Origin of the sequence: Escherichia sp. E13S3 (assembly GCF_004212325.1) — a bacterium.
Lineage (GTDB): Bacteria > Pseudomonadota > Gammaproteobacteria > Enterobacterales > Enterobacteriaceae > Escherichia.
Genome location: NZ_RHJR01000007.1, coordinates 112,766 through 129,515 on the forward strand (window position 1 = coordinate 112,766; position 16,750 = coordinate 129,515).

Here is a 16,750-nt window from a genome sequence, read left to right on the forward strand (position 1 = left end):
GACGAGCAAGCCTGTTACTTATCAAGCTTACCTTCAGTATATAAACGTCGGTACGTTTTTACACAACCTAATGTAAAGAAGTTTAAAGAAAAGCGCGCCATAATGCGGCATTTTTTTAGTGCAGAAACGGAGTTTTTCGAAAAAAAAGGCGGCATCGCTGCCGCCTTGAACTTAACTTGCCTGAGAAGGCGCTTCATCTGTTCCTGGAAGCGTTTCAGGGAGTTGCGGCGCAAATCCTCGCAGGCCGACTACGTGAACGTGTTCGGTATTCTGGAAGACTTTACGCACCAGTTTATAGGTGGTGCCTTTCTCCGGGCTGATATTTTCAGGTGCCGCGATGATGAGCTGCATTTGCAAACGCTCACACAATTCAAACAGCGTGGCGATGGAACGGGCATCCAGTCGCGCAGCTTCATCGAGGAATAGCAGACGGCAAGGAGAGATATCTTTACCGCGCAGGCGGCGAGATTCATCTTCCCAGCTCTGTACTACCATCACCAGAATCGACATACCCGTACCGATAGCCTCACCGGTCGACAGTGCGCCAGACTCCGCGCGCAGCCAGCCATCGGAACCACGGTTAACCTCAACTTCCATCTCCAGGTAGTTACGGTAATCCAGAAGTTCTTCACCAATGGTCTGCGGCGTGCGCTGGCCCATATCAATTTGTGGGTTAAGTCGCTGATACAGTTTTGCCAGAGCTTCCGAGAAGGTCAGGCGGTTGCTCTTGAACAGATCCTGATGTTGCTCATGCTGTTCTGAAAGCACGTCAAGCAGCATGGCGTGGGTTTCACGCACGTTCACGTTCAGACGCACACTGTTCACCTGACCGAACGATACGCTCTGCAAGCCCTGGTTGAGCATGCGGATACGGTTCTGTTCGCGCTGAATGGTTTTGCGAATGATGTTCGCCACACTGCGGGAGCTGATCGCCAGTTTCTGTTCGCGAGAAGTTAACTCTTCGGTCAGACGGCTGAGTTCGATTTCCATCTGCTCAATAGCTTCCACCGGATCATCGGTACGAATAATATCCTGGCGAATACGTTCGCGCAGATGCTGATAAACCGCCACGAAGAACTGGATTTTGCGCTCAGGTCGTTTTGGATCTTCCGACATGCGCAGCACGTCGCGCAGATGTTCGTTATCCGCCACCGCCAGACGCAGCGCACCTAACGCCTTATCCGACATGGAACGTAAATCATCGGCAGAGAGATAAGCCAACTCACGACGGTGTAAGCGGCGTTCAACGCCATTATCTTTCACCATGCGCATTACCGCACACCAGCCCGCTTTGGCGGTCACTACCTGCTCGCGCATCTCAAAGTAATCACGTTCCAGCTTGCGCAGTTTGCGGGTCAGGTTGTCCATCTCCGCCTCGCAGAAGGTCAGCGCTTTTTCCAGTTGATTGCGGCGTGAACGGTTATTGCTCAGTTGCGCATGCAATTCGTCACGACGAATACGCGCCCGCTCTTCTGCCCCGCTATCGGCGCGCACGCCGATATCCTGCAGTTCACGTTGCAGATCGTTGAGCAGCTCTTTTTTGGTGTCGTAAGAACTTTTCAGCGAAGCCAGTACCTGGTTGTACTGACTCAACTGCGCAGCGTGGCCGCGCAACGCTTCACGAGCACGAGTACGTTCCGCTTCCGCCTGCTCCAGACGTTCGCGCAGTTTTTCGTTGAGATCGCTGTTCCCACTAAGCATTTCTGCCGAGTCAGAGTAGCTAAAGTGCGCACGACGCTGCACCACTTCAGTCAGGGCAAATGCCTGTTGACGGGCATCGCGCTGCATCTGCTGAGAATACGCGTAATCTTCTTTTAACTGTTCGAACTGTTCCGGGTCGCTCTGCAACACAGAAACGATCGGCTCCAGTTTCGCCAGTTGGTTGCCAAACTGCTGAACAAAACGCGCAGCTTCCTGAGCTTCATCAAGACGTTCGCGGATTTCATCGACACGATCCGCCAGTGAGTCATCCGCCAACAGGTTGAGACGCGGCAGGATACGGTTCAGTGCCGCAACGCCCTCTTTCGCCTGCTCAAACTGAATTCGCTGCTGCTGGTTATCATTTTCATGATTACTCAACGCCCGCTCCAGTTCGACACGACGGCTGTTCAGTTGGCGAATTTCGGCTTCCGGATCGGACTCAAACGCCACTGCCAGATGGCTGCCAATAAAGCGGCTGAATGCCTGATGCAGTCGCTGGGTTTTCTGAACATCAAAGGAGAGCGTAGCAAAGCGTTCAGAGAGCAATTCGCGCTCGGCGTGCAGGCTTTCGATCCGGCTTTCACGCGCCGCGCGACCAAACAGCGGCACTTCCGGGAAACGTGAATAACGCCACTGACGCTCGGCGGTTTTCACCACCACCGCTTTTTCCAGCTCATCGACGTTGAACACGCTATCATCGAACGACTGCGGATCTCCCTCGATCAAGTAGAGATCTTCCGGGCAATCGGTTAAGCCTTCCAGCTGTTCGGCCACCTGTGACAGATCCGGCACCACAATGGCGTGGCGAGACGGGCCATACAACGCCGAGAAGTACGGCGCATCGTCCAGGCTAACGTCGTCATAAATTTCTGACAGCAGCACGCCGCCAAAGCGTTCCGCCAGCGCATTCAGACGCTGGTCTTCGGAGCCGCCTGGCTGGCTTAAACGTTCGATCTCTTCATCGACAGCGTTTTTGCGCGCGCCCACTTCATCACGTTCAACAATCGCTTCGCGCTCACGCTCCAGCAGTTGTTGCAGATATTCGGTGACATCCTGGCTGCAGGTGAACTCTTCACCGCACTGCTCGCTCAACTGATTGAGGCTGTTTTGCGCTGCCAGCCAAACCGGCGCACGCTGCATCAAACTCTGAATGCGAGACTGCAGCTGTTCCTGTTCCTGACGCAGTGCCATACGCTCTTCACGGGCGTTGGAAACGCTGTCAGAAAGAGAGGCAATACGCGCTTCCAGTTCCTGATGCAGGGCTTCCAGTTCGTCGATATCAAAATTCTTGCCCTGCCGTTTGCAGAAATCTGCCAGCAGACGCTCAGCTTCTTGCTGCTCGCGCAGACGCTGTTCCAGTTCGCTTAAACGCATCCGCAGTGGCTGAACCTGCTCTGCCAGGTGACGCTGATCGACCCCTTCGCGCAGCAGTTCGCGGGCGACATCCCACGCCTCGTTACGCGCCAGCGGGCCGTTGATTGCAACCACCAGCTGATAAGCCTGCTCAAACTGGCTGTGCGCGGTTTGCGTCATGCTCATTTTCTGCTCAAGAGAGAGCATTTTTTCAGTCGCTTCCAGCTCTTTCGCCTGGAAGGTTTCCAGCCATTCGGCGGCGCTGTCGGCGGTTAAGTCTGGCAGATGGCACAGTTCTTTGGCACGATTAAGCGCAGCAATCGCCTGGTTGTACTGGATCGCGCGCGTTTGCTGGACGTCCAGCGCCTGCTGGTAGTCGGCAAGCTGGCTTTTCAGCTCGTCCACTTCCAGTTCGGCGGCTTCCGCGCGCGCTTCGTTATCTTCCTGACGCTCGATGGCTTCTGCCACCACTTCATTTTGCTCTTCCAGACGGATCTGCAGCTCATCGAGATCCGCTTCGTAGCGTTCGATCTTCTCCTGCTGACGCAGTGCGGTTTGCACCAGGTTCAGGTGATCGCTGGCCGCCTGATAATCCGCTTCCAGATCGCCCTCGGCACCGTTGTGCTCTGCCAGTTCACGCGCCATATCGACGTGTTTGTACTGCTCCGCCGCCAGTTGCTGACGCGAAGTGTGTAGCTCGCGACGAAACTCCAGCGCCTTATCGAGATGAACACGGCGCTCGTTGGCGTGACGCATGTAGTCCGCCGCCACGTAGTTGGTGGCTTCGCTGATCAGATGCTTAAACAGGTCACGGTCCGACTGGGTGACGCGAATCGCTTCCAGCGTCATGCGGTTTTCACGCAGCGCCGCTTCCATGTCCTGGAACGCTTTACGCACACCGCTGTTTTCCGGCAGCAGGTAGTCGCGCAGAGAACGGGTAATGGCGCTGGAGATCCCGCCATACAGCGAGGCTTCGATCAGACGATAGAATTTACTACGATCAGACGCTGAGCGCAGACGACGCGCGATGATGCCCAGATCGAACATCAGCGAGTGGTAATCGGTAATGGAGTTGAACTGTTTAAACTGCACGCCTTCCATCGCCTCGAGCTTGTCTTTCAGCTCGTTAAGCGGCAGCACGCGCGCCTGACGTTCGTTCAGGGATTCGGTCACCAGCTGTGTCGGCTGCACCGACATCGGCAGTCCCTGAATGGCAAACGGCTTGATATCCACTTTACGATCGCGTCCGGCAACCTGTTGCAGACGCACACCGACCACCACGCGCTGGTGGCGCGAGTTAATGGTATCGAGCATCGAATAACAGACACCCGCTTTCAGCTTACCGTGCAGACCTTTATCGCGCGAACCGCTGGTGGCCCCGGCTTCCGTGGTGTTACGGAAATGCAGCAGGGTCAAGTCGGGAATGAGCGCCGTAACAAACGCCGCCATCGTGGTGGATTTACCCGCACCGTTACCGCCGGAAAGCGTCGTGACCAACTCATCCAGGTCAAAGGTGCGAGCAAAAAAGCCGTTCCAGTTAATCAGCGTCAGTGAGCGAAATTTACCGCGTTCAATCATTATTCTTCCTCTCCGCTATCTGGCTGATTCTCTTCAGTTTCGTCATTGAGTTGCAGGTGATTTTCCAGCGACATTGCTTCACCATCGCGAATCAGACGACGTTGTGCTTCACGCGGATCGTCGCCCGCACGCACATCGGCACCAAAGCGGAACACCGATTCGGTAATGCGGAACTTGCTGCTGTCGTGGCCCATAAACCACACCATGCCTAAGCGACGCAGACGGTTGAGCGAAGAGCGTACTTTTTCCTGCAACTTCTGGCGGTCAACGTCTGAACCGGTAGAACGATTGTTCACCAGTTTCAGCAATTTTGCTTCATCGGCCAGAGTGAGCAGTTCGTCATACAGTTCCTGCTGGGTAAAGATCCCCTCGTTGGCCAGCCGTTCCGGGCTGAGATAGAGATAACAGAGGATTTTACCGACCATCATGTCCAGTTCAGACAATACGGAACGTGGGATGATGGTGGTGGAACGTGGACGTAAATAGAAGAAACCTTCCGGCGCGCGGATTAACTCCACGTTATAACGCGCGTAAAACTCTTCCAGATATTCCTGAAAATCCATCAGGAAAGCATGATTATCCAGTTCGTCGAGGCCAATATGGCGGCCTGAACGTAAGGCGCTATCCAGCGCCGGAAATAACGGATTCGCCAGCGCCTGCGCCAGCTTAACCGGCATCACTTGTTCAATATTTGTCGATGACATGCGCCTGTACCTTGGCTCCGTAATCATTAATCGGCTGCCATTTCGCTGGCAGTCCGGTGAAGTCTGCTTGCGCTACGCCGAGGCGTACCGCCTGATCAATAACAATACGCGCGACGTCAAAGTGACGCGCACGCGGATACTGCACCAGATATTCGCGTACCACCAGACCAAGATCCAGCGGTACTTGTCTGGTTTTATAGACGGCGAGCTGCTCTTCGATAATCGCGGCGAGTTGTTCGCGGATCTCGTTAAACTCTTCGTACTCTAAATCTGGCGGAAGTTCCCCGGTCACTTCTTCATCGCGCAGTGCCATCTCTTCGTCACGCATATCCAGCAGACGATCGGCATTGGCGTAAGTCAGCGCCCATGGCTCATCAAAATAGGTTTGTACCGACTGACGTAAACGCTGGGCAAAGACGCGGTTTTTATCCATATCGATAGCGGTACGAATAAATTTGTGTACGTGGCGATCGTAGCCAATCCACAAGTCGATGGATTGCTGGCCCCAGCTGATAATACGATCGAGCTTACTTTGCAGATCGAACACCAGACGATCGACAAAATGCAGGTCGTCATGGGTCATCGTCGCATCCTGAATGCGCAACAGGTTGGCCTGCAACTTGTCGCCTGCTGCTTCCAGCGTATCCTGCAATTCACGCAGCGTTCCGGAAGTTTCCGAAAGCAACAATTCACAGCTGGAGATCGCCGCCCGCCAGTCTTTATTCAGCAACTGAGCGATATCGTCCTTCACCTGCTGCTGCTGTTCGTCCATCAGACGTTGCGTCAGGTCGATACTGTCGAAAATTTCCGCTACCGAATATTTCAGCGGCGCATAGACGTTGCGGTGCCAGTGAAATTCATCACCGCCCTCTTCGGCGGCATCGGCGGCACGTTTTAACTCACCCGCCACAATCGACAACTGCATAGAAAGGCGCAACGTAGAAAACTCGCGCTGACGGATGTAGTAGTCAGTAATGCCGATGCCGAGCGGCGTCAGGCGATAAATAGCATTCCCTTCCGCCTGCTCGCTGGTAAAGCGGTTCAGCAGACGTTGACGTACCATATCGTTGATCGCGTTGTTGGCGCGCACGCCGATGGTTTCGCTGGTTTGCTCAAACGCATCACTCACATGGCGGAACGCATCCACCAGCTCGCCTTCACTCATCTCACCATCAAGACGCTCGCCATTCAGCGTGGCAACCGCCAGCAGAAAAGAGAGTCGGTCTACCGGCAGCGAGATGGAGAAGTCATTTTTTCTGGCCCAGGCAACCAGTTCGGGGACTGTCTGGGATAATTCACTCATACTTTATCCTTGCTCTGCGGTTTGTGCGCGGTGACATGAATATAACGCCCCAGGTTAATATACGGTTCCTGACGGCAATAACGCGTTTCTAATTCAAGTAATGCTTCATAGCTGTCGCGCTGTTGGTGCTTTTCACGCAGATAATCATGAAACACGCGAACGCCTGTCTTACCCATAATTTGCCAACCAGCTTCTTCCAGCCACAGATAAACCTGCGCCGGGTCGCGTGGATAATCTGGCGAAAGCGTCCGCTTTTTCTTTTTCGGCATTCCCGCCTGCACGTAATCAAAATTCCCGGCGACCATGTTATGCATCAGCAAACCGTGCGCATTGTAGAACATTAATGACAACACGCCGCCTGGACGCAACACTGACCACAGGGTCTGCAATACGCTGCGGGGATCGGCCAACCACTCCAGCACCGCATGGAACAATATCAGATCAACGGGCGTTTCCAAATGTGAAGCAACATCCTGAGCGGCGCAATGTATAAATTGCATGTTGTCGCTCACACCTTTTGCTTCTGCCGCCTGTTTTGCGCGGTCGATCATCTGCGCAGAAAGATCGCATAAAATGACCTGATGCCCGCGCTCGGCCATTTTGATTGCGGTCTGCCCTTCTCCACCGCCAGCATCCAGTACACGCAGTTTTTGCGGGCCCATTTCCGCCAGCACGCGATCGAGATCCTGCCACAGAATAGCCTGTCGAAGCTGCCCTTTGGTGGTGCCGTAAATGTTACGGGAAAACTTTTCCGCAATATCATCAAAATTGCGATCCTGCATTGCTTTCTCCACCGGTTGGCTAAGACGTTTTCTGATAAAGACGCTATTTTGTCACAGCCACGGCGAGAATGAACCCGTCTGGTGTAATATCGCTGGCGATCCCTTGCTATATGGTCAAAAAAGGAACCAGAAAGGATGCTTTTTACACTGAAAAAAGTGATTGGCGGCATGCTGCTGCCACTTCCGCTGATGTTGTTGATTATTGGTGCTGGCCTGGCGCTGCTGTGGTTTAGCCGTTTTCAAAAAACCGGGAAGATTTTTATTAGCATTGGATGGCTGTCGCTCTTGTTATTGAGTTTGCAACCGGTAGCCGACCGCCTGCTGCGTCCCATCGAAAGCACCTATCCGACATGGAATAATGCGCAAAAAGTGGACTATATTGTGGTGCTGGGCGGCGGTTATACCTGGAACCCGCAGTGGGCACCGAGCTCTAATTTAATCAATAACAGTCTGCCGCGCCTGAATGAAGGTATTCGCTTATGGCGCGAAAATCCGGGATCAAAGCTGATCTTCACGGGAGGCGTAGCAAAAACCAATACGGTGAGTACAGCGGAAGTAGGTGCCAGAGTGGCGCAATCGCTGGGTGTCCCACGCGAGCAAATTATCACGCTGGATTTACCAAAAGATACCGAAGAAGAAGCTGCCGCAGTGAAACAGGCGATTGGCGACGCCCCTTTCCTGCTGGTGACATCTGCGTCTCATTTGCCACGCGCGATGCTCTTTTTTCAGCAGGAAGGGCTAAATCCGCTGCCAGCCCCGGCGAACCAGTTGGCAATCGACTCGCCGCTTAATCCGTGGGAACGGGCAATCCCCTCTCCGGTCTGGTTGATGCATAGCGACCGCGTTGGCTATGAAACGCTTGGCCGCATCTGGCAGTGGTTAAAAGGTTCGTCAGGCGAGCCACGGCAGGAGTGATTTAGTCGCCAGATCAAAGTTGCTACGGTTAAACCGTCCGGTATTGACCAGTTGCGCAACTTCATCCCATAACACATACAGCCAACGCCGCCAGATGAAAGACTCCGCCACTGGCGCGCGTTGAAGGTAACTCCAGAGCAAATCTTCCGCCAGGGTGTTATCCATCAACCGGAATAATTCATACTCACGCGGCGCCCAGAGCATTAACCCCGGTCCGACCATCGCCAGGAGCTGATCGCTACGGGAATCTTTCAGCATGCTACGCAAACAGAAATTGCCGTGAATCAACACACAATTATCGTTAAAACCTTCAAACAACACCGGCAGACATTCACGAGTGCGAAACAGGATCCGCTTATCCTGCATGGTTAAACCTGTGTTATTGAACTGATTGAGCGTCGCCCACAGCATTTCAACGTGCTGACGATACCAGGAAGGCCAGAAATTTTCCTGAGTATTGTCAACCGCGCCAACACATCCGCGGCTGTCCTGACGGTGCCAGGCCAGCAACGCTTCAACAATTTGATCTTTCAGATGTTCCCAGCGCTCTGGCGTTCTTGCGGGAGCTTCCACAGAAACACCGCGCATCCGCTCCAGCAACAAGACATCGGGACCGGGATGTTCTTCATGCGTCATCACGCCATAGATAGTTGGCATGCGAACAGTCCCGCTCCGAGCCAGCATGGTGGTTTTCCATGCCAGCTGTCTGGCCTGCCCCGGGGTAGAAAAACTTCGCGCCATGAGCGGCATCGGGTTTCCCTGGCTGTCATACAACGCCCACAGAGTTGTGTCTGCTTTTTCATTCACACACTCTATACGACTCAATCTTTCGCCCAGTAAATGGCTTAGTTCGGCACGCAGCTGTTCCATTCAGATTACCCTCATAAAAGCTACTGCTTTCATAATGAGCGCCAATGTAAAAGATGTCACCTGAATGAGATCAATTGTTGAAGGGAAAAAATGAAGAGAATCGTAACGCTACGACACTCCTCCCAAAATTGAGATGGAGTGTCGTGGGGAAAAATTAAGCCATTTCAGCGCGAACACGCTCAAGATCTTCGGGAGTATCTACACCGGTGCCTGGAACCTCCTGGGCGACAGCAACATGGATTTTTTCTCCATACCACAGCACACGAAGCTGTTCTAACATTTCGATATGTTCTAACGGGCTTGGCTGCCAGTTAACATAGCGGCGGATAAAACCTGCACGATAGCCATAAATGCCGAGATGGCGCAGGAAGTTATCTCCTACGGTTTCCAGACCTTTCGCAAAACGGTCACGATCCCACGGAATAGTGGCGCGCGAGAAGTAGAGCGCATAACCTTCGGCGTCGAGAACAACTTTAACTGCATTCGGATTAAAGGCTTCTTCCGCACTGTGGATAGGCACAGCCAAGGTCGCCATTCCAACCTGACGCTGGGCAAGGTTATCGGCAACCTGACGAATGATTGTCGCGGGGATCATCGGTTCATCACCCTGCACATTCACAATCACCGTGTCGTCGCTGAACGCGCATTTTTCGACAACTTCCGCCAGGCGTTCTGTACCTGACTGGTGATCAGCACGCGTCATGCATACTTCACCGCCAGCAGCTTCAACAGCGCGGGCGACATCCTCATGATCGGTTGCGACGATGATGCGCTCGGCACCTGATTCGCGTGCGCGTTCGAGTACATGAACAATCATGGGTTTGCCGTTAATATCGACCAGCGGCTTACCTGGCAGACGCGTGGAAGCGTAGCGCGCGGGAATAATGACCACAAAACTCATGATTTACTCTCATCAGCAGTCAGCACGCGGGCTTCCGTTTCCAGCAGCACTGGAATGCCATCGCGCAGCGGAAAAGCCAAGTTGTCCAGTTTGCAAATAAGTTCTTGTTTTTCCTGGTTATACCAAAGTTTGCCGTTGCAAACCGGGCAGGCAATGATTTCAAGCAGACGATGATCCATAGTTCCTCCAGATGGATCGGGTTATGAATGCATAAATCTTATCATAATCATTTATGCGTCGGGGTCTATTTCCCAGCCGGTGCGGCAATCGGTAAAGAAACCGTGCGGGCAGCGCCCTATTGTTACTCGTGTTGCCTGCTGCCAGTGAGCAAAATCAGTAATCGCCTGGCGCAGCCCTTTTTGAAGGGTCACTGTTGGTTTTACCCCATCCTGTAACCAGAGAGAGAGCACTTCAAAGATGCCAGTCTGGCGATGCATCTTAGAATCCATTCGCCCAACTAATTGCCCACGATGCAATAACGGTAGAACGAAATAACCATACTGGCGTTTGGGCGCTGGCGTGTAGCACTCCAGCCGGTAGCTAAAATCAAAAAGTTGCTCTGCCCGTTTACGATCCCAGACAACAGGATCAAAAGGCGAAAGTACCGCGCTGTGCGTTGCAGTGAGCTTTCCGGCGAGCGCACGTTCGAGTAGCGGCAGCAAATCAGCATGCAGCCAAAGATTACCCAATTTTTCAACATGCACAGCAATGATTTGCTGCTGTTCAGCCCTCGCTTCGCGCCACGCCGCCAGCGCCGGACGTTTCAGCCGGTAGTAATCCGCCAGCCACTGCTCGCGAAATATTCCCAGGCTGCGCGCACTGTTATCCAGCATGATGATTTCTGCTTCTGTTTGCGAAACGAGGTCGCGCTCATCATCCCAGTCAGGCATGACTCGGTGGGTTAAATCATAAACGCGCTGGAAGTTGCGCCGTTCAATCACCATCACCTTTCCGGCGGTAAAGAGCCCTTCCAGATGCCGTTTATGCGGCTTCCATTCCCACCAGCCGCTCGCCCCTTTACGAGGATGCTCAAAATCGGCTGAACGTACCGGCCCCTTATCATGAATATGCTGAATTAACTGTGCAATTTCCGCCGCATGTTCCTGCATCCAGGCATCTTTGTATTTCCAGCCCATTTTTTCAGGTGCCAGCATGCGGTGGCGAATAAGACGAAAATCGCTACGCGGCATAAAGCAGGCTTCATGCGCCCAGTATTCCATTAATTCGCCACACGCCAGAGACTCATCCAGCCACTGCGCAGGATAATTTCCCAGACGACTGAAAAGCACCAGATATGGACTACGGGCAACGATATTAATGGTGTCAATTTGCAGCAAGGACATGCGAGAAATGGTAGCCAGAATATCTTCCGGCGACGCGCGACGACGGGGCTTGTTTAACAGGCCTTGCGCGGCAAGGTGAAGATTACGCGCATCAGCAAGGGAGAGGTGCGGCAGCGACATTCATGACTCCATCAATCGAACGCTGCCGCGGCGTAACTAGTTGCCAGAAGCCAGCGAAGTTAGTTGCGCAAGCAGTTTTGCTGGTTCATCACCTGAAAGCTGTGCGTCAACGGGCAAATACCACCAATTTTCTTCAGCAAAAGCCAGGCATTTCACCGCATCTTTTTCAGTCATTACCAGCATTTGCCCGGCGCTTACCAACGCGCTAACATCCGCATGATTCAAAGACTGATGATCGGCCAGCGGTACACATTTTTCCGGTTGTACGCCGCACATCTTCAGCGTGGCAAAAAAGCGCGGCGGATGCCCAATCCCCGCCATCGCCACCACATGTTCAAGCTGAGCAACGTCACAACGCGTACCGGTACGTAAATTCACCGCCTGACCCGGCAGCAGATGCATGGGGATTTCACCGCTGCGGGGGACACCGCCGTTGACGATTACCGCATCAACCGATTTTAAGCGCCCCGCGCGCTCGCGCATTGGCCCCGCCGGCAACCACCAGCCATTGCCAAAGCGACGTACGCCATCGATGACGACGATTTCCACATCACGCGCCAGACGATAATGCTGTAAACCGTCATCAGTCACGATAATCTGCACATCGGGATATTGCGCCAGAATGGCTTTTACCGCATCTGAACGGACAGGAGAAACTGCAACAGGTGCACCCGTACGCTGATAAATCAGCACCGGTTCATCGCCCGCCTGTGCGGTGGTGGTATCTGCCGACAATAACAGCGGATACGACTCAGCTTTACCGCCATAGCCCCGGGACACTACGCCAACACGAATACCGCGTTTTTGTAGTTGTTCCACCAGCCAGACAACCACCGGAGTTTTTCCGTTGCCGCCTGCGGTGAGATTACCAACCACGACAACCGGTACGGGGGCTCGCCAGGCGCGCTTCAGTTTTAGTTTATAGCAAAGACGGATAGCGCCACTCACCAGGCCATACAACCAGGAGAGTGGCAGCAATAACCGCCACAAAGGGGATTCACCAGACCAGATTTTTTCGATCATTGGCCAAACTGCATTTTATGAAGTTGCGCGTAGACTCCACGGTGCTCAAGCAAATCGTTATGCGTACCGCGTTCCACAATGATCCCGTCCTCGACGACCACAATTTCGTCAGCCTTTTCAATGGTAGACAAGCGGTGGGCAATCACCAGTGAGGTACGGTTTTTCTGCAACTCGTCCAGCGCCGCCTGAATCGCGCGTTCGGATTCGGTGTCCAGCGCCGAGGTGGCTTCATCCAGAATCAGAATTGGGCTATCACGCAGCAAGGCACGGGCAATGGCAATACGCTGGCGCTGCCCACCAGAAAGCAACACGCCGTTTTCACCAATCACCGTATCAAGACCGTTATCCATCTTATTGATAAAGTCCATGGCATAGGCCATACGTGCCGCTTCTTCAATTTGCTCACGGCTGTACTGTTCAGTACGAGCGTAAGCAATGTTGTTGGCAACCGTGTCATTAAACAGATGGACATTCTGCGACACCAGAGCAACCTGGTTACGTAAAGACGCCAGGGTATACTCGCGCAGATCGTGACCATCCATCAGGATCTCGCCTTCATCGATATCATAAAAACGGGTGATCAGGCTGGCGATGGTCGATTTACCCGACCCAGAACGCCCTACCAGAGCCACTGTTTTCCCTGCCGGGATCTTCAGGTTGATATTACGCAGCGCAGGGACTTCACGCCCCGGATAGGTAAAAGTGACATTGCGGAATTCAACGTCACCAGTAGCACGCTCAATCTCGCGTTTACCTTCGTCTTTCTCCTGTTCACTATCCAGAATGGTAAACAGCGTCTGACATGCTGCCATCCCGCGTTGGAACTGGGCGTTAACGTTTGTCAGCGATTTCAACGGACGCATCAGTGCAATCATCGAAGAGAAGACGACAGTAATCGTACCGGCGGTCAGGCTATCCATCACGCTTGGGAAGCTCGCAGCGTAGAGAACAAATGCCAGTGCCAGAGAGGCGATCAGCTGAATGATCGGGTCAGAGATGGAAGAAGCAGAAACCATTTTCATGCCCTGCAAACGCATCTTGTTGCTGACCTTATCAAAACGCTTTGTTTCTACTTCCTGGCCGCCAAAAATCAATACTTCTTTGTGGCCTTTCAGCATCTGTTCAGCACTGGTGGTCACCTGCCCCATGGTGTTCTGCATGTTTTTACTGATGCTGCGAAAACGCTTCGACACGATACGAATCGCAATCGAGACAATCGGCGCCAACACAATCAAAATGATCGACAGCTGCCAGCTGTAATAGAACATCATGGCGAACAGACCGATAATGGAAGCACCTTCACGCACCACCGTAATCAGCGCGCCAGAAGACGACGAAGCAACCTGTTCAGAATCGTAAGTAATACGTGAAAGCAGTGTCCCGGTTGACTGTTTGTCAAAAAATGACACTGGCATTCCCATCATGTGGCCGAACAGACGTCGACGCATGGTCATGACCACTTTTCCTGATACCCAGGAGATACAGTAGCTGGAGATATAACTGGTGATACCACGTAAAATCATCAGGCCGATAACCACCAGCGGCATCCACATCAGCACGGAGCGATCTGTTTTACCAAAGCCATCATCGAGAAGCGGCTTAAGGAGCGATAACATGAAGGTATCGCTGGCTGCGTTGAGAATTAACGCTATGCCCGCCACGATCAGACCCGCTTTAAAAGGCGCAATGGTTGGCCACAGTCGGCGGAATGTCTGCCACGTAGAGAGATCTTTGTCGTTATGCATTCAAAAAACCAGCATTTGTTGAAATAGCCGCATATTCTACCCGTTATCCACTGGCACGCCAAACCACTGATGATACCAACGAGGTAAAATTTGCTCCCTTAGGCTGCTCACCCGCCAACCTTGCGCTGAAAAATAGACCGTTATTTGCCCCTGATGTGGGGTGTCAACCCATTGATATCCTTGTAGTTGATAGCGAAGTTTGACTTTACTGGAGGGCAATCGCCATGCGTTATAGCGCGATGCCGATGCCAGTGCCATTTTTCCATTTACCCGCTGAATCAATGGCACTGATGACGAGGTATTACTACCGTGATGGGGTACCTGAATCAAAGTTGCCTGAACCTGTTGCCAGTAATGACTTAGCATTTTTTGTTCAGCGGGGGCTTCAATATCGCCAGTCAAAAGAATGCTATGTGTTCCATCATCAACCTTAATCACACAGGAATGGTTATTTCCCTTTTCGTTACTCCCTTGCAAAGGCCAGTGCACGCTAAACTGCAATCCTTGCCACTGCCACGCTTCGCCACGCACGCAGGGCTGATGATGCACCCAGTTTAAGGGGCTTCTTACCCATAACGTCGGCCAGGCATGTAATATCGAGTCCAGCCCACCCCGATGATCAAGATGTTCATGACTAAGAATAACGCCTACCGGTTCAAGGTCATGCCAGCGGAGCCAGGGAATAATCAGTTGTTGCCCACTGTCCCCCTCCGGCCAGGCGAGCCCTGTATCATAGAGAACCGCTTTACCGTTTCGAGCGATCACCATTGCCAGCCCTTGCCCGACATCAAGCATATAAACCTGCCACTCATCAGACCGTGGTTTTTGCCACAGTGGCCAACACATTATAATTCCTCCAGCCATACACACCGCAGGCAACGTTTGCCATGCGTTTAGTCGCCATATCACCAGTAATAACCAGGGCGAAAATGATAGCCATTGCCAACGTTCAGCAATGCTTATCCACCCTTCAGGCAAACTCTTTAACCCCCAAAAAAGTAAAGCTAAGGACCGATCGGCAAGAAACCATATACCTTGTTCCAGGATTAATGGCCCGCTTAAATGCACAACCATCGCGGCGAGGATCAACGGAACCGAAATAAATGTCACTAAGGGAATAGCGAACAAATTTGCCATAAATGAAGTCAGACTAATGCCATGAAATATGACTATTTGCACCGGCATTAGCAGGAGTGTGATACCAAGTTGCAGATGGATAAGTGAAACAATAGATTGCAATACAGGCGGCAATGGCCAGACTGGGCAGGGAAACCACTGATACCAAAATATCAGCGCTGCCACCGCTGCGGCAGAGAGCCACAAACTTTGCGAGAGGATAGCGACAGGATCCATCAGCAGAATTGCTGCCAGGCAGCATATCCACACATCCCAACCACTCCATTGCCGGCCGCTCAATTTGAGCGCTCCCCAGGTCGCAAGCGCCACCACGGTACGCAATGCAGGCGGCTGCATACCGGTAAGCCAGGCATAAAAAGCAGCGCAGCAAACTCCACCGATTAATGGCATCTGCCAGTAAATCCAACGCCCGGGGAGGAAAATTTGCCCGCCACGAATTAGCCCCGCAGCCAGTAATGCTGCAAAAGCAATGTGTAAACCCGATATCGCCATTAAATGTGCCGTACCGGTATCGCGCATTATATTTTTAATTTCTTTGGATACCGATAACCGTTCACCCATTCCTAAGCCGAGCATCACCGTCTGCCATGAATACGGCTGCAGCGTCGTTTGCAGGGATGCCAGATATTGCGCACGCAGGCTACAACCTGGTTCAATGACGCTTGCTTGCAGAAAACGTCCGGTAAGTGGCTGATGCTGGGCAATGGCATAACGCTGGCTGTCAAAGCCGCCATCATTAAGTTGACCATGAACAGCACGCACTTTGAGTTTCATCGACCATCGTTGCCCGGCGCATACCGATTGTGGCAAATATTCGCCATATAGCGCGATGCCTGGCGCGGGGAATAACCGCCGCCCTTGTAGATGAGTAATTTTCCCGTAATGCGTGGTCATGCCGTCAGTGGCGGTAATCTCGACGACTGCATCCTGCGTCGCGCCAGTTAAGTTTTCTCCTGCCCACAGAATTTGCTTCGCCGCCAACACGCCCCAAAGAAAAAACAGCAATGTCAGCGTGAAATAACGGACGACTTTAACAGGAATAAATGCCAGTACGCAGACGAATACAGTCAGACTCGCAAGAGTTAATGTCCCAGGCAACTGCGGCAAAATCAGCAGCGGAAAAATCCCGCAAATTATGCACAGGCTAACTGTCGTTATTTTCATGCACTCCTCCCTGTTTTTGGAAAGTGTGCAACTTTGTTGAGTGGTTGTCTGGCGGGAGTTTTGCGTTGCCCGAGGCACGTTCAGAAGAATTTAGCAGGATGATGAAAACTG

At 52.7% G+C, this 16,750-nt stretch carries 12 protein-coding genes; 1 reads left to right on the top strand and 11 read right to left on the bottom strand.

Annotated features, from left to right (window positions below; translation table 11 throughout):
- Positions 1-171: 171 nt before the first annotated feature.
- Genes mukB through cmoM form a run of 4 tightly spaced genes read right to left on the bottom strand, consistent with a single transcriptional unit; the run spans position 172 to position 7,421 of the window.
- Complete coding sequence (mukB, locus tag D9597_RS08545) at positions 172-4,632, bottom strand: chromosome partition protein MukB (RefSeq protein WP_130222112.1); 4,461 nt, start codon at positions 4,630-4,632, stop codon at positions 172-174.
- Entirely contained in the window at positions 4,632-5,336 is a 705-nt protein-coding gene (mukE, locus tag D9597_RS08550) for a chromosome partition protein MukE (RefSeq protein WP_010344468.1), read from the bottom strand. Before mukE ends, mukB begins: the two co-directional genes overlap by 1 nt.
- Entirely contained in the window at positions 5,317-6,639 is a 1,323-nt protein-coding gene (gene mukF, locus D9597_RS08555; protein ID WP_130222113.1) for a chromosome partition protein MukF, read from the bottom strand. Before mukF ends, mukE begins: the two co-directional genes overlap by 20 nt.
- Positions 6,636-7,421 carry a tRNA uridine 5-oxyacetic acid(34) methyltransferase CmoM gene (gene cmoM, locus D9597_RS08560; RefSeq protein ID WP_130222114.1) on the bottom strand — a complete coding sequence of 262 codons (786 nt, stop codon included), beginning with the start codon at positions 7,419-7,421 and terminating at the stop codon, positions 6,636-6,638. Before cmoM ends, mukF begins: the two co-directional genes overlap by 4 nt.
- A gap of 135 nt (positions 7,422-7,556) precedes the next feature.
- On the opposite strand from cmoM, the gene elyC reads away from it, so the two are divergent.
- The gene (gene elyC, locus D9597_RS08565) at positions 7,557-8,336 is read left to right on the top strand and encodes an envelope biogenesis factor ElyC (protein ID WP_130222115.1); all 780 of its coding nucleotides are present in this window, start codon (positions 7,557-7,559) and stop codon (positions 8,334-8,336) included.
- Here elyC and D9597_RS08570 read toward each other — a convergent pair.
- From D9597_RS08570 to D9597_RS08600, 7 genes are all read right to left on the bottom strand, one after another.
- Entirely contained in the window at positions 8,313-9,206 is an 894-nt protein-coding gene (locus D9597_RS08570; protein ID WP_130205335.1) for a YcbJ family phosphotransferase, read from the bottom strand. The two genes, elyC and D9597_RS08570, sit on opposite strands and share 24 nt — an antisense overlap.
- A 154-nt stretch (positions 9,207-9,360) precedes the next feature.
- Entirely contained in the window at positions 9,361-10,107 is a 747-nt protein-coding gene (gene kdsB / locus D9597_RS08575; protein ID WP_064528339.1) for a 3-deoxy-manno-octulosonate cytidylyltransferase, read from the bottom strand.
- Positions 10,104-10,286: a protein YcaR gene (gene ycaR, locus D9597_RS08580; protein ID WP_000350058.1), complete on the bottom strand. Its 183-nt coding sequence runs from the start codon at positions 10,284-10,286 to the stop codon at positions 10,104-10,106. Before ycaR ends, kdsB begins: the two co-directional genes overlap by 4 nt.
- Positions 10,287-10,337: 51 nt before the next feature.
- Complete coding sequence (gene ycaQ / locus D9597_RS08585; protein WP_130222116.1) at positions 10,338-11,570, bottom strand: crosslink repair DNA glycosylase YcaQ; 1,233 nt, start codon at positions 11,568-11,570, stop codon at positions 10,338-10,340.
- A 36-nt stretch (positions 11,571-11,606) separates the two neighbouring features.
- Positions 11,607-12,593 (bottom strand): tetraacyldisaccharide 4'-kinase, encoded by a 987-nt coding sequence (gene lpxK / locus D9597_RS08590; RefSeq protein WP_130222117.1) that lies wholly within the window; start codon positions 12,591-12,593, stop codon positions 11,607-11,609.
- Positions 12,590-14,338 (bottom strand): lipid A ABC transporter ATP-binding protein/permease MsbA, encoded by a 1,749-nt coding sequence (gene msbA, locus D9597_RS08595; RefSeq protein ID WP_130205329.1) that lies wholly within the window; start codon positions 14,336-14,338, stop codon positions 12,590-12,592. Before msbA ends, lpxK begins: the two co-directional genes overlap by 4 nt.
- Before the next feature lie 36 nt (positions 14,339-14,374).
- The gene (locus D9597_RS08600) at positions 14,375-16,639 is read right to left on the bottom strand and encodes a ComEC family protein (protein WP_130222118.1); all 2,265 of its coding nucleotides are present in this window, start codon (positions 16,637-16,639) and stop codon (positions 14,375-14,377) included.
- Positions 16,640-16,750: the final 111 nt, after the last annotated feature.

Excerpts from the sequence above, each read along its gene's own strand:
- elyC (WP_130222115.1), top strand. The coding sequence starts at position 7,557 with ATGCTTTTTACACTGAAAAAAGTGATTGGCGGCATGCTGCTGCCACTT.
- msbA (WP_130205329.1), bottom strand. The coding sequence starts at position 14,338 with ATGCATAACGACAAAGATCTCTCTACGTGGCAGACATTCCGCCGACTG.
- mukB (WP_130222112.1), bottom strand. The coding sequence starts at position 4,632 with ATGATTGAACGCGGTAAATTTCGCTCACTGACGCTGATTAACTGGAAC.
- D9597_RS08570 (WP_130205335.1), bottom strand. The coding sequence starts at position 9,206 with ATGGAACAGCTGCGTGCCGAACTAAGCCATTTACTGGGCGAAAGATTG.
- kdsB (WP_064528339.1), bottom strand. The coding sequence starts at position 10,107 with ATGAGTTTTGTGGTCATTATTCCCGCGCGCTACGCTTCCACGCGTCTG.
- ycaR (WP_000350058.1), bottom strand. The coding sequence starts at position 10,286 with ATGGATCATCGTCTGCTTGAAATCATTGCCTGCCCGGTTTGCAACGGC.
- D9597_RS08600 (WP_130222118.1), bottom strand. The coding sequence starts at position 16,639 with ATGAAAATAACGACAGTTAGCCTGTGCATAATTTGCGGGATTTTTCCG.
- lpxK (WP_130222117.1), bottom strand. The coding sequence starts at position 12,593 with ATGATCGAAAAAATCTGGTCTGGTGAATCCCCTTTGTGGCGGTTATTG.
- mukE (WP_010344468.1), bottom strand. The coding sequence starts at position 5,336 with ATGTCATCGACAAATATTGAACAAGTGATGCCGGTTAAGCTGGCGCAG.
- mukF (WP_130222113.1), bottom strand. The coding sequence starts at position 6,639 with ATGAGTGAATTATCCCAGACAGTCCCCGAACTGGTTGCCTGGGCCAGA.
- cmoM (WP_130222114.1), bottom strand. The coding sequence starts at position 7,421 with ATGCAGGATCGCAATTTTGATGATATTGCGGAAAAGTTTTCCCGTAAC.
- ycaQ (WP_130222116.1), bottom strand. The coding sequence starts at position 11,570 with ATGTCGCTGCCGCACCTCTCCCTTGCTGATGCGCGTAATCTTCACCTT.